The following is a 12,747-nucleotide window of genomic DNA, read 5'->3' as shown; positions in this document are numbered from 1 at the left end:
GCTGGCCGTTCTCTCCGTTCTGATTTAACGGGCGGATCCCGCTGCGCCGGCCCGATCGGCGGCGGCGTGCTCGAACCCCGCGCCTGCTCAACGGCAGTGCGATCCGGGAAATTTTATCCCCCACCTCAGACCGACCGCAACGCGGTTGCGCACGCTCGGTAGCCATGGCTCGATTGCAGCCCGTGCCGGTAGCGTCGCACCTGATCATTTAACGGCCAACGCCCGATTTTTGTGCAGCGCGCGCTGCGCGCTGAGGCCGATTGCTTCCTGCAGCCAGACTGCTTTTCAGCCGCCCGCGATGGCGCGCCGAGCCGATCGCCGGGCTGGCACAAAAGCTGCTTCACATCAGACGTCCGTCAACGGCGACGGGCAGCGCCGTCAGCGAGGCCGCTGATCCGGTCCTCCTGAGGCACGAAGCCCGCCGGGAGATCACCGGCAGCGGCTTTTTCGTGGGCGGTCCGCCAACGACCCTGCAATCGAGGTTCCAGACGCGATCGAGCGATGGCGACATCATCCAGCGAACCACGCATCCACGACGCGCGCGCCGAAACCGGCTTGCCGCGCGAGAGACTGGTCGTAATCGGCAACGGAATGGCCTCGCTGCGCTTCCTGGAGCGCCTGACCGAGGGCTGCCCCGGCCGGTTCGACGTAACCTGCGTCGGCGCCGAACCCCAGGCTGCCTATAACCGGGTCCTCCTGTCTTCGTTGCTCGGCGGCGAGGTCGACGAGGCGGCCTGCGCATTCCGCGGCCTCGATTGGTACGCGGCCCACGGCATCCGCCTGATCACCGGCGCGCCCGTCACGCAGATCGACCGGGAGAACGGGCTGGTCGTCGTGGGCGAGACCCACGTCCTGCCCTTCGACAAGCTCGTCCTTGCGGTCGGGTCCCTGCCGATCCGCCTGCCGAAGCCCGGCATGGATCTCCCCGGAATCATCACGTTTCGCGACCTCGCCGATGTCGCGGCGATCCGCAGGGCAGCGGTGCAGCATGCCCGCGCGATCGTCATCGGCGGCGGTCTGCTGGGCCTCGAAGCCGCGGTCGGCCTCGCGCGGCTCGGGGTCGACACGACCCTGCTCCACGTCATGGACCGGCTGATGGAGCGCCAGCTCGACCACCACGCCGCCGGGCTGGTGAAGCGCGCCATGGAGTCCCGCGGCGTGCGTGTCATACTCCAAGCCGATACCGCCCGGGTGGAGGGCGACAACCGGGTCGAGCGCCTTATCCTGGCCGACGGCACCGTCCTCCCGGCCGACCTCGTGGTGATGTCGGTGGGCGTGCGTCCCTCGATGGCGCTGGCGCAGGCCGCCGGACTCGCGACGGGCCGCGGCATCACGGTCGATGATCGGATGACCACCTCCGACGCGCGCATCTTTGCGCTGGGCGAGTGTGCCGAGCATCGCGGCATGGTCTACGGCCTCGTCGAGCCCGCTTACGAGCACGCCGAGACGCTGGCCCGACACCTCGCCGGCCAACCGGCCGAGTACCGGGGCACGGCCCTGTCGACAAGCCTCAAGGTTTCCGGCCTGCCGGTCTTCTCGGCCGGCATCGTGGATACGCCCGAGGATGCCGAGGCGATCGTGCTCTCGGATCCCGGCGCGGGGCTCTACCGCAAGCTGCTGGTGCGGGAGGGCAAGCTGATCGGCGCCGTGTTCGTGGGCGACATCGCCGAGCAGGCCGCCTGCAAGCGCCTGATCCGCACGGGCGATCCGATCGAGAACGTGGACGACTTGATGTTCGGGTGCCCCGCGCCCGAGCCGCTGGCCGCTTAAGGAGGCACGGGATGTCCGAGACCATCACTCAGACCGCCGCGGACGCGTTCGAGGCCGAGCAGAAGCGCTATCTCGAAGGCTTCGCCTCCGGCATCGCCGCCGTCCGCATGACCGGCGGCCTCGCGGGCGGCGGGGCAGGGGCCTCGGCCCCGCCCGCCGAACCGACCGGGCCGGATGCGATTCACATCAAGGCGCAGGACAAGACCGTCAAGGACGGTGGCAAGCTCTGCGAGCAGGAGAAGTGGAAGCGCGCCGAGAGCCCGTTCGACGGCCATAACCGCCTGATCCAGGAGGCCGCAGCCGGCAAGCAGCCGAAGCCCGAGGACAATTTCCGTTGGCGCTACCACGGGATGTTCTGGGTCGCGCCCAACCAGGTTTCGTACATGTGCCGGATGCGGATCCCCAACGGGATCCTGCACCATTGGCAGTTCGCGGGCGTCGCCGACCTCGCCGATCAGCATGGTGGCGGCTACGTCCACGTGACGACCCGGGCCAATTTGCAGGTGCGGGAGATCGGCCCCGAGCACGCCCAGCCCTTCCTCGACGGGCTCACCGATATCGGCCTCACGGCGCAGGGCTCGGGCGCCGACAACATCCGCAACGTCACCGGATCGTCGACCGCCGGCATCGACGCCCAGGAGCTGCTGGACACGCGCCCGCTGGCGAAGTCCTGGCACAACTGGATCCTCAACGACCGCTCGCTCTACGGCCTGCCACGCAAATTCAACGTCGCCTTCGACGGCAGCGGCGTGATGCCGACCCTGGAGGAGACCAACGATATCGGCTTCCAGGCGGTGGAAGTTCTGGACGGCGCTTCCGTGCCGCCGGGCATCTACATGCGCCTCGTGCTCGGCGGCATCTCGGGCCACCGGGACCTCGCCCGCGACACCGGCATCGTGCTGAAGCCGGAGGATTGCAACGCGGTCGCCGACGCGATCATCCGCGTCTTCATCGAGAACGGTGATCGGACGAACCGCAACAAGAGCCGGATGAAGTACGTCCTCGACGCCTGGGGCTTCGACAAGTACCTCGCTGCCGTCGAGGACAAGCTCGGCCGCAAGTTCGACCGGGTCGCGCCGGAGCATGTCGCCCCGCGTAAAGCCACCGACCGATACGCCCATGTCGGCGTCCACGCCCAGAAGCAGCCGGGCCTCAACTGGATCGGCGTGGTCCTGCCGGTGGGCAAGATGACGAGCGATCAGGTCCGGGTGCTGGCCAAGATCGCGTCGGAATGCGGCGACGGCCAGATCCGCCTGACGGTCTGGCAGAACTTCATCTTTTCCGGTGTTCCGGACGCGAAGGTCGCCGAGGTCGAGGCCCGCGTGGAAGGCCTCGGCCTCACCACCAAGGCTGCCGGCATCCGCTCGGGCCTGGTGGCCTGCACGGGCGCCCGCGGCTGCAAGTTCGCGGCCTCCGACACCAAGGGCCACGCCCTGATCATCGCCGACCACATCGAGACGGCCATGCCGAATCTCGACGTGCCGGTGAACGTCCACCTCACCGGCTGCCACCATAGCTGCGCCCAGCACTACATCGGCGATATCGGGCTGATCGGCGCCAAGGTCGTCGTCTCCGAGGAGGGCGACACCGTCGAGGGCTACGACATCGTGGTCGGCGGCGGCTTCGCCGAGAACCCGAAGATCGGCACAGAGATCTGGAAGGCCGTCAAGGCCGAGGATTGCCCCTCCCGGGTGGAGGCGCTGCTGCGGGCCTATCTCGACCGCCGCCAGGGCCCGGAGGAGAGCTTCCAGGCCTTCACCAGCCGCACCGGCGCGGAGGCGCTCCGCGACGCCGCCGAGGACCAGCCCGCCCTGAAGGCCGCCGCATGACCCAGCACGTCTCGCCCCCCCTCGTCCTGATCCCCGAGACCGCGCCCTTCAACGAGGACCAGCGCGCCTGGCTCTCGGGCTATTTCGCGGCGTTGCTCGGCCCCGCCGTTGCGGGTGCGACGGCGCTCGCGCCCGGCGAAGGCCCCGCGACGGGACCGAAGCTGGCCGACAACGACGATGCGCCCTGGCACGACCCGTCCGTGCCGATCGGCGATCGGATGGCGATGGCCCAGGACCGCCCCGAGCCGCAGAAGCTGATGGCCGCCATGGCCCAGCAGGATTGCGGCCAGTGTGGCTACAACTGTGCCGACTACGCCAACGCGATCTTCCTCAAGAACGAGGCGCGCCTGAACCTTTGCCAGCCCGGCGGCAAAGAGACCCTGCGCATGCTCAAGAAGCTGGACGAGGAGTTCGGCGCCGCCGGAGGCGCCCCCTCGGCCCCGAAGGCGGACGACGATGCCCCGAAGGCGGCGGCCGATCTCGGCCCGCTCGGCTTCTGCCGTGAGAACCCGGTCGAGGCGCTGTTCCTGTCCCGCCGCCGCCTCAACGATCCGGGCGGCGAGAAGGAGACGTGGCACATCGAGATCGGCCTCGACGGCACGCCGATCCAGTACGAGGCGGGCGACTCGCTGGGCCTGTTCCCCGCCAACGCCCCGGCTCTGGTGGACGCGGTGATCGCGGAACTCGGCGCCCGGCCCGAGCGGGTGATCGGGCAAAAGTCCCTGCGCGAGCACCTGCTGATCAACTACGCGCTGGGTGCCGCGCCCGACAACCTCTACCAGCTCCTGTCGCTGCTCACCTCGGGCGCGGCCCGCAAGAAGGCGCAGGCGCTCGCCTCCGGCGAGGATCCGGACGGCGACGCCGCCTATCTCGATGTGCTCGGCGCCCTGCACAAGTTCCCGGGCGCCCGGCCCGACGCCGAGGTCTTCCTGGAGGCCCTGGATGAGCTGCAGCCGCGGCTCTACTCGATATCGTCCTCGCCCAAGATGGATGTCGGCCGCGTTTCATTGACCGTGGATGCGGTGCGCTACAATCACCGCTCGCGGCTGCGGCTCGGCGTCGCGTCGACCCATCTCGGCGAGCGCCTGCCTGAGCAGACCCGGGTGAAGATCTACCTCCAGAAGGCCCACGGCTTCGGGCTGCCGGAAGATCTGTCGAAGGACGTGATCATGTGCGGCCCCGGCACCGGCATCGCGCCGTTCCGGTCTTTTCTCCGCGAGCGCGCCGCCACGCAGGCGCCCGGCCGCAACTGGCTGTTCTACGGCCACCAGCGGCAGGCCACCGACTTCTTCTACAAGGACGAGCTGACCAAGCTGAAGGACGACAAGGTGCTGACCCGCCTGTCCCTGGCATGGTCGCGCGACGGCACCGAGAAGACCTACGTCCAGGATCGGATGCGCGAGAACGGCGACGATCTGTGGAAGTGGCTGGAGGGCGGCGCGCATTTCTATGTCTGCGGCGACGCCAAGCGCATGGCCAAGGATGTCGAGCGGGCGATCATCGACGTGGCGGCGCAGCACGGGGGCAAGAGCCCGGAGGACGCGGTGGCGTATCTCGCGGCGCTCAGGAAGGCCGGCCGGTATCAGGCGGACGTGTATTGAGCACGCCGCTCTCTCCTCCCCCTTGCGGGGAGGAGCTGGAGGTGGGGGTGGCGCAGGATGGGGCTCGGGCGGTGCCTTCTGCGCCATCCCCACCCCTGACCCCTCCCCGCAAGGGGGCTGGGAACACCGGCGCGAAGCTTGCTCGTGCCTAGGACGACCCTTCGAGGACGGAAGCCATGACCCAGCCTGCGGCGGCGCCGACGGTGCGGACCACTTGCCCCTATTGCGGGGTCGGGTGCGGCGTGCTCGCGACCCCGGACGGGCAGGGCGGCGCCGCCATCGCGGGCGATGCCGAGCATCCGGCCAATTACGGCCGCCTGTGCTCGAAGGGCTCGGCGCTTGGCGAGACCCTGTCGCTGGAGAACCGCCTGCTTCACCCGCAGGTCGACGGCGCGCAGGTCTCGTGGGATGCGGCCCTCGACACGATCGTGGGAAAGCTCAGCGCGGTCGCCGAGGAACACGGCCCGGAATCGATTGCCTTCTACCTCTCCGGGCAGCTCCTCACCGAGGATTACTACGTCGCCAACAAGCTCGCGAAGGGCTTCATCGGCACGCCCCACGTCGACACCAATTCGCGGCTGTGCATGTCGAGCGCCGTGGCGGCCCACCGCCGGGCGTTTGGCTCCGACACGGTGCCGGGTTGCTACGAGGATCTCGATGAGGCCGACCTGATCGTGCTGGTCGGCTCCAACACCGCGTGGTGCCACCCGATCCTGTTCCGCCGCATGGCCGACGCCAAGGAGCGCCGCGGCACCAAGTTCGTCGTCATCGATCCGCGCCGGACCCAGACCGCGCAGGAATCCGACCTGTTCCTCGGCATCCGGCCAGGGACCGACACGGCGCTGTTCTCGGGCTTGCTGGTCTACCTCGCCGACAACGGATTCCGCGATCGCGCCTTCGTGGAGGCCCATACCGCCGGCCTCGATGCCGCCCTCGATCGCGCCCGCCAGATCGCGCCGGACGTCGCCGCAGTGGCTGCCGCCACTGGCGTGCCGGAGGCTGAGATCGCGGCCTTCTATGCCCTGTTCGCCGGCACCCGCCGGGTGGTCACGGCCTTCTCGCAGGGTGTGAACCAGTCGGCGCAGGGGACCGACAAGGGCAACAGCATCATCAACTGCCACCTGATCACCGGCCGGATCGGGCAGCCCGGTGCCGGGCCGTTCTCGCTCACCGGCCAGCCCAACGCCATGGGCGGGCGCGAGGTCGGCGGGCTCGCCAACATGCTGGCCGCCCACATGCACTTCGCCCCCGAGGAGGTCGACCGGGTGCGTCGCTACTGGGGCGCCCCGCGGATTATCACCGGCGAGGGCATGAAGGCGGTGGCGCTGTTCGAGGCGGTCGCGCGGGGCAAGATCAAAGCGCTGTGGGTGATGGGCACCAACCCACTGGTTTCGATGCCGCGAGCCGACGTGATCCGGGAGGCGCTCACCGGCCTCGACCTGTACGTGGTCTCCGAGGCGGTGGCGGATTCGGACACTGCCCAGGGTCTCGGCAAGACCACCGTGCTGCTCCCCGCCCAGGCATGGGGCGAGAAGGACGGCACGGTCACCAATTCCGAGCGCCGGATCTCGCGCCAGCGCCGGTTCCTCAAGAGCCCCGGCGAGGCCCGGCCCGACTGGGCGGTTCTTGCGGAAGTCGGCCGCCGGCTCGGCCACGGCCGGGCCTTCGGGTTCGACTCCGCGGCCGCGATCTTCCGCGAGCATGCTGGCCTCTCGGCCTACGAGAACAACGGCACCCGCGACTTCGACCTCGGCGCGCTCACCGACCTCAGCGACGCAGCCTACGACGTGAACCTGCCGGTGCAATGGCCGATCCCGAAGCGATCCGGACCGAGGGGCGCCCCACAGGGCAAGGCGCGCCTGTTCGGCGACGGGCGGTTCTACACGTTCGACCAGCGCGCGCGCTTCGTCGCCGTGCAGCCGCCGGCCCTCGCGTTGGCGGTGTCGGAGGCATTCCCCTTCGTGCTCAACACCGGCCGGGTGCGCGACCACTGGCACACGATGACCCGCACAGGTAAGAGCCAGCGCCTCTCGGCGCACCGCGCCGTCCCGTTCGTCGAGGTGCATCCGGACGACGCAGCCGCCTTCGGGCTCACGGATGGCGGCATCGCGCGGCTCGCCACCGAGCACGGCGAGGCCGAACTGGAAGTGACGGTCACCGACACGGTGGTCCCGGGCAACCTGTTCATGCCGATGCACTGGGGCGGCGCCTTCGCGTCGAAGGCCCGGGTCGGCGCCCTGGTGCGCGGCATGCCGGATCCGGTCTCGGGCCAACCGGAGCTGAAGGCGACGCCGGCCCTTATCGCGCCGATCGCCTATCGCGCCCGCGGCTTCCTCCTGTCCCGGGCGCAGGTAGCGCTACCGGAGGGCTGGTGGTGGGCGCGGGCGGCGATCACCGGCGGCTGGGGCGTGCAATTCGCGACGCAGGACAGCTCCCGAGCCGTCGCCATGATGGTGCGTGGGCTGATCCAGAGCGAGGCGCTGCGGGGCTGCGAGCTGGCCGAGTACGCCGACCACGCCCGCGACCGCTATCGCTGCGCGGTCTATGACGGCACGCGCCTCGTCGCCAGCCTCGCCTACGCGCCTGCCGGTGCGCGTCCCGACTGGGAGGCCGCCAAGGCCCTGTTCGCCGCCGAGGAGCCCGAGACGCCCGAGCGCCTCGCGCTGCTCTCCGGGCGGGCCGCCACGGCTTCGGCGGGCCCGGTGGTCTGCGCCTGTCACGGCGTCGGCGCCGACGTGATCGCCGCCACCATCGCGGCGGGCGCCGGATCGGTTGAGGCGGTGGGCGCCGTCTGCAAGGCCGGAACGAATTGCGGCTCCTGCATACCGGAGATCCGCAAGATGCTGGCCGGGCAGACCGCCCGCGCCGCGTGATTATCTGATACACTCAGATGGGAGGACAGACCGGCCCGTCCAACCAGACCATCTCACCCTGAGGTGTGGGCGCGCAGCGACCGCCTTGAAGGAGCTCTCCAGCCGGCAGCGCGATCCCTGGAGCCCACCTTCGAGGCTGCTGCGCCGCACCTCAGGATGAGGAGGTGGACGAGACCGGCCGGTTCGAGACGATCCAGGACAGGCCCGTGACCGAGACCCCCCTGCGCGCGCCCCGCGAGACCAAAGCCGCCGGTTTGGAGCCGCTGGCGGTGCTGCCCGTCTTCGTGCCCCTGCGCGGCAAGCGGGTCGTGCTCGCCGGCTCCTCCGGCGGCGCGCCCTGGAAGGTCAAGCTGCTCGCCGCCGCTGGCGCCCATGTCGACGTCTACGCCCCAGAGCCCAGCGAGGAGCTGCGCGCGGTTCCGGGTGAGATCGTCGACGGCCATGTAGTGTTGCACGAACGCGCCTGGACCCCTGACGACTTGTGGGGCTCGGCCTTCTGCATCGGCGCGATGGAAGACGAAACAGAGTGCGTCGCCTTCGTGGCGGCCGCTCGCGGTACCGGCGCGATCGTGAATGCGGTCGACCGACCGCATCTCTGCGACGTGAAGTTCGGCGCCATCGTCAATCGCTCGCCGCTGGTGGTGGGCATCTCGACGGAGGGCGCCGCCCCGGTATTCGGCCAGACCGTGCGCGCTCGGATCGAGGCGATGCTGCCCCGCGGATTCGCCCGCTGGATGGGCGCAGCCCGCGACTGGCGGGACGGCGTGACGGCACGCTTCCACGGCTTCGCGGAGCGCCGCGCCTTCTGGGAGCGCTTCACCGACCGCGCTTTCGCGGAACCCGACCGGGCGCCGACTGACACGGACCTCGCCGAGCTCCTCGGCGAAACGGAGGCCGCGCCGAAAGGCGGAGCGGTGACGCTGGTGGGCGCTGGCCCGGGTGACGCGGAGCTCCTGACCCTCAAGGCGCTGCGGGCGTTGCGCAACGCCGACGTGATCCTATACGACGACCTCGTCGCCCCTGAGATCCTGGACTACGCCCGCCGCGAGGCCCGCACCATGCTGGTCGGCAAGACCGGCCACGGCCCCTCCTGCCGACAGGACGATATCAACGCGCTGATGGTGCAGCTCGCCCGCTCGGGCAAACAGGTGGTGCGGCTGAAATCCGGCGATCCGCTGGTTTTCGGCCGAGCCGGCGAAGAGATCGAGGCCTGCCGGGCAGCCGGCATTCCGGTTACCGTGGTGCCAGGCGTCTCGGCGGCGCAGGGGGCGGCGGCGGCGCTGGGTGTGTCGCTTACCCATCGCGATGCGGCGCGGCGCCTGCAATTCGTGACCGGGCACGACCGCCGTGGCGCCCTGCCGGACGACCTGAACTGGGGGGCGCTCGCCGATCCGAGCGTCACCACGGTGGTGTATATGCCCAAGCGCACCCTGCGGGCCCTGCTCGCCCGCGCGGTCGAGGAGGGGCTTGCCCCCGCGACGCCGGCGCTGTTGGTGTTCAACGCCACCCGCCCGAACCAGCAGGCCGTGCGCGGCACCGCCGCCGACCTCGCCGACCGGGTGGAGGCCGCAGGCGTCGATGGGCCGGCGCTGTTGATGGTGGGCGAGGCATTCTCCGAGATGCGGGGCGCGATGTCGGCTGAGGTGGCTCCCGATCGGGTCGCGAGCTGAAGCTTTCCTGGCGGACGTGTCAGTCGATCACTGCACCTATCTGAATCGGCGACTTTGCCGGTCACAGGGATCCGCGGTAGGCTTACGGAATGTCGCTCGACTCGACCTAATATGCCCGTAGCTTGGGGCAGGGTGCCGCGATCCGTGAGCTGAGCCGCATCGCACTCACCAGCCCCCAGGAGATCGAGAACGGGCAGGTCCTTCCGGCCCGATCCGAAGGGACGATCGTCGGCACCTGGGCTCGCGGCGCCGCCTACGAGGTGGAGTTCACCCGGCCGTATGCGGCTCTGATCACGCTCCAGCCGAACCAGTTCGAAGTGATTGCAGAGCCAAATTTTTGATCGGCTCCCGCGCTCCTTTCAGGAACGTGCTGATTTCCCGTGAGAAGATCGTTCACTACTTACTCGACCGGGCGCATCCAGATGGCGGGCCCAAAACGGAATTCTTTATCACGCAGGGCTTTCGCCCCGACGATCCGAAGCCTTTGGCAGCGGCTTCGGCCCGGCTTCGGCGGCCGATCACGGCGGGATGGCCGTGGTGCCTGACGGAGCCTCCGCCAGCTACGAGCCGGGGCCGCCGAACCTGCCGAAAGGCACGCCGCTCAGCCAGGTTGCGAGCGACCTGTCGAAGCCCGGCTTGTTCGTCCTGCGGGTGAAGGTCCCAGCCGGCACGGTGATCGCACCGCAGACCCATTCCAAGCCCGGGACACTGACGATCCTCTCGGCCTCGATCTCTCAGGCGCACGGCCGCACCCTCGACACGACCAACGGGACGGTGCTGAAGACCGGAGACTTCGTCGACCTTCTGGAGGATATGTCCCATTCCCTCTGGACCACCGATGAGCCAGCGGAACTGCAGGTCAGCGGCTCCGGGCCGTTCAGGCTGAACCTCATCAACCCCGCGGACGATTCGAGCCGGCGTGCGGGCGGTCCGGGCTGAGGCGCCTCTCAGGTCTCGCCGGCCACGAAGGCGCGCATCAGGTAATGGGCGATCGCCATGGGCGGTGGGGCCTGGATGCCTTCCGGATGTGTGCCGTTCAGCATGGCGGCGACATCGGAGCGGGTGAACCAGCGGGCATCCTCCAGCTCGGCCGGATCGGTCACGATCGCTTCGTCCAGGGCCTCTGCGGCGCAGCCCATCATCAGCGACGAGGGAAACGGCCAGGGCTGCGAGGTCCGATAGCTCACCGCGCCGACGCGGATATGCGTCTCCTCGAACACCTCGCGGCGAACCGCATCCTCGATCGTCTCACCGGGCTCCAGGAAGCCCGCGAGGCAGGAATACATGTGCGGCCGGAAATGCGGGCCGCGGCCGAGCAGGCAGGCATCGCCCCGGCGCACCAGCATGATCACCACGGGATCGACCCGGGGGAAGTGATGAGCGGCGCAAGAGGGGCATTCCCGCCGGAAGCCGCCGGCCTTCGAAACCGTGGCGGTCCCGCAATTGGCGCAGAAGCCGTGGCGCGCGTGCCAGTCGAGCATCGACTTGGCGACCGCCAGCAGGCCCAGCTCCTCCGCCTCCACGGCGGAGTCCGTGGCGATGCTGCGCAGGTCGAGGGTGCGGGTGTCGTCCCCCGCGAAGCGCTCCGCGGCTTCGGCGGGCGCGGCCAGCGCGAAGACCGGCCGCCCGTCCCGGTGCCCGAGGAAGATCCGCGGGCCCGCGAGGAAGTCGGCCGCGATGTCGGGCGCGATCAGCGCGGTGTCCCCGCGCAGCACGAACCGGTCGCCGCACAGCAGGACGAGGCGCGCGTCGGGCGCATCGAAGGCGGGCACCGCCTCTTCGGGCTGCTCGGCCGAATGACGGTCGAGGCGGTTCCGGACGAAGCCGAGGGTGTCGCGGGGATCGGTCATGCGCGAAGTCAGGCTGCGGAGAACAGGGCACCGGCGCGCTCGATGAGCTGCGCGCGGGCGTGAAGCGGATAGGGCGTGCGCGTCCCGAACCCCCAGACCGGGCCGGGCCAGGCCGGGTCGGACCGGAAGCGGCCGACCACGTGGACGTGGAGCTGCGCCACGACGTTGCCCAAAGCCGCGACATTCACCTTGTCGGGCTTGGCCAGGGCCTGCATCACCCCCGTGGCGATGCGGATCTCCTGCCACAGGGTGGCCGCATCCGGTTCGGGCAGGTCGGTGATCTCGGTAAGGTCGGCACGGCGGGGCACCAGGATCAGCCACGGGAATCGGGCATCATCCATCAGCAGCACCCGGCACAGGGCGAGGTCACCGACCTCGACGGTGTCGGCGGCCAAGCGCGGATCGAGGGCGAAGGCGGAATCGGTCATTGCAGACCGATGTAGCGCAGCTTTGCATCCCGCGCGCGGTTCGAGCGCGGGAACGGTGACGCGGCCCCTGCTGAAACTTCACAGGCCCGGGATGGCACCCTGCCGGCCGACCGCGATCGTCCCGGCATCGAGGGCACCCTCCGCGTCCGACCCGGCGAAGATCGTCACGGCCGCGCCGGGTTGGAGCAGGGCCCGCTCGCCGGGTGAGAACTGGGTCACTGGCGTATCGTTCGGGATCTCGAACGCGGATTGCCCGCCCTCATAGGAGAGGGCCAGCCGCAGGGTCGACCCGCGCTGCAGGTCGGCGACCCTGCCGGCCGTCAGCGTCGCCCCGGGTGCCGTATCCCACGGCTGAGTCCCGGCCTCGAAGCCGCGTTCGGAGGGCGAGTACAACGTCACCGCCGTGGCGCGACGCGGGTCCGCGCCCGCGGCACCGATCACGCTGACGTAGCTCTCCGGCTTGATCGCCCGCAAGTCCGACCCGTTCACCGCGTAGACGCGGGTCTTCGGATCCATCCGCAGGGTGAGGGTGCTGCCGCTCGGCCGCCGGATCTGGATGCGGTCGGACTCGGCCCGCACCACCGTGCCCCGGAACCGGGCCACCATGGGCTCGGCCCGCGCGGCGTTGACGGACGCTGCCATCATCAGGGCGGCGAGGAGGCTGCGCTTCACGAGGCTCGTCACGGGTGTCCTTGCGGGATCTGGGCGGGCGGGAGCCGAACGCGA

The 12,747-nt window shown here is 69.9% G+C and carries 10 protein-coding genes; 7 read left to right on the top strand and 3 right to left on the bottom strand.

Annotated features, from left to right (window positions below):
• Positions 1 to 501: 501 nt before the first annotated feature.
• The 7 genes from OXS27_RS09875 to OXS27_RS09845 all read left to right on the top strand — a co-directional run bounded on the left by OXS27_RS09875 (position 502) and on the right by OXS27_RS09845 (position 10,682).
• Positions 502 to 1,770 carry an FAD-dependent oxidoreductase gene (locus OXS27_RS09875; RefSeq protein WP_243920466.1) on the top strand — a complete coding sequence of 423 codons (1,269 nt, stop codon included), beginning with the start codon at positions 502 to 504 and terminating at the stop codon, positions 1,768 to 1,770.
• Positions 1,771 to 1,781: 11 nt separating this feature from the next.
• A complete protein-coding gene (locus tag OXS27_RS09870) occupies positions 1,782 to 3,599 on the top strand; it encodes a NirA family protein (RefSeq protein ID WP_267355864.1) in 1,818 nt (605 codons plus the stop codon).
• Positions 3,596 to 5,200 (top strand): sulfite reductase subunit alpha, encoded by a 1,605-nt coding sequence (locus OXS27_RS09865; protein ID WP_267355862.1) that lies wholly within the window; start codon positions 3,596 to 3,598, stop codon positions 5,198 to 5,200. The genes OXS27_RS09870 and OXS27_RS09865 overlap by 4 nt, the downstream gene beginning before the upstream one ends.
• 176 nt (positions 5,201 to 5,376) lie before the next feature.
• Entirely contained in the window at positions 5,377 to 8,073 is a 2,697-nt protein-coding gene (locus tag OXS27_RS09860) for a nitrate reductase (RefSeq protein ID WP_267355860.1), read from the top strand.
• Between the two features lie 206 nt (positions 8,074 to 8,279).
• The gene (cysG, locus tag OXS27_RS09855) at positions 8,280 to 9,743 is read left to right on the top strand and encodes a siroheme synthase CysG (protein WP_267355997.1); all 1,464 of its coding nucleotides are present in this window, start codon (positions 8,280 to 8,282) and stop codon (positions 9,741 to 9,743) included.
• A 122-nt stretch (positions 9,744 to 9,865) separates the two neighbouring features.
• Positions 9,866 to 10,084 carry a DUF4926 domain-containing protein gene (locus OXS27_RS09850; protein WP_243920461.1) on the top strand — a complete coding sequence of 73 codons (219 nt, stop codon included), beginning with the start codon at positions 9,866 to 9,868 and terminating at the stop codon, positions 10,082 to 10,084.
• Between the two features lie 187 nt (positions 10,085 to 10,271).
• Positions 10,272 to 10,682 (top strand): cupin domain-containing protein, encoded by a 411-nt coding sequence (locus tag OXS27_RS09845; RefSeq protein WP_267355857.1) that lies wholly within the window; start codon positions 10,272 to 10,274, stop codon positions 10,680 to 10,682.
• An 8-nt stretch (positions 10,683 to 10,690) separates the two neighbouring features.
• Here OXS27_RS09845 and nudC read toward each other — a convergent pair whose 3' ends face one another.
• The 3 genes from nudC to OXS27_RS09830 form a co-directional block, all read right to left on the bottom strand.
• Positions 10,691 to 11,593, bottom strand: a complete 903-nt coding sequence (gene nudC, locus OXS27_RS09840; protein WP_267355855.1) for an NAD(+) diphosphatase — start codon at positions 11,591 to 11,593, stop codon at positions 10,691 to 10,693.
• Positions 11,594 to 11,601: 8 nt separating this feature from the next.
• Entirely contained in the window at positions 11,602 to 12,021 is a 420-nt protein-coding gene (locus tag OXS27_RS09835) for an HIT domain-containing protein (RefSeq protein WP_267355853.1), read from the bottom strand.
• A 78-nt stretch (positions 12,022 to 12,099) separates the two neighbouring features.
• Entirely contained in the window at positions 12,100 to 12,705 is a 606-nt protein-coding gene (locus OXS27_RS09830) for a hypothetical protein (RefSeq protein WP_267355851.1), read from the bottom strand.
• Positions 12,706 to 12,747: the final 42 nt, after the last annotated feature.

The organism is Methylobacterium sp. GC_Met_3 (assembly GCF_026540775.1).
Lineage (GTDB): Bacteria > Pseudomonadota > Alphaproteobacteria > Rhizobiales > Beijerinckiaceae > Methylobacterium.
The sequence above is the reverse complement of the archived record's forward strand: the minus strand, read 5'-3'. Positions and strand labels throughout refer to the sequence as shown.

Excerpts from the sequence above, each read along its gene's own strand:
- OXS27_RS09835 (WP_267355853.1), bottom strand. The coding sequence starts at position 12,021 with ATGACCGATTCCGCCTTCGCCCTCGATCCGCGCTTGGCCGCCGACACC.
- OXS27_RS09865 (WP_267355862.1), top strand. The coding sequence starts at position 3,596 with ATGACCCAGCACGTCTCGCCCCCCCTCGTCCTGATCCCCGAGACCGCG.
- OXS27_RS09845 (WP_267355857.1), top strand. The coding sequence starts at position 10,272 with ATGGCCGTGGTGCCTGACGGAGCCTCCGCCAGCTACGAGCCGGGGCCG.
- OXS27_RS09870 (WP_267355864.1), top strand. The coding sequence starts at position 1,782 with ATGTCCGAGACCATCACTCAGACCGCCGCGGACGCGTTCGAGGCCGAG.
- nudC (WP_267355855.1), bottom strand. The coding sequence starts at position 11,593 with ATGACCGATCCCCGCGACACCCTCGGCTTCGTCCGGAACCGCCTCGAC.
- OXS27_RS09860 (WP_267355860.1), top strand. The coding sequence starts at position 5,377 with ATGACCCAGCCTGCGGCGGCGCCGACGGTGCGGACCACTTGCCCCTAT.
- OXS27_RS09875 (WP_243920466.1), top strand. The coding sequence starts at position 502 with ATGGCGACATCATCCAGCGAACCACGCATCCACGACGCGCGCGCCGAA.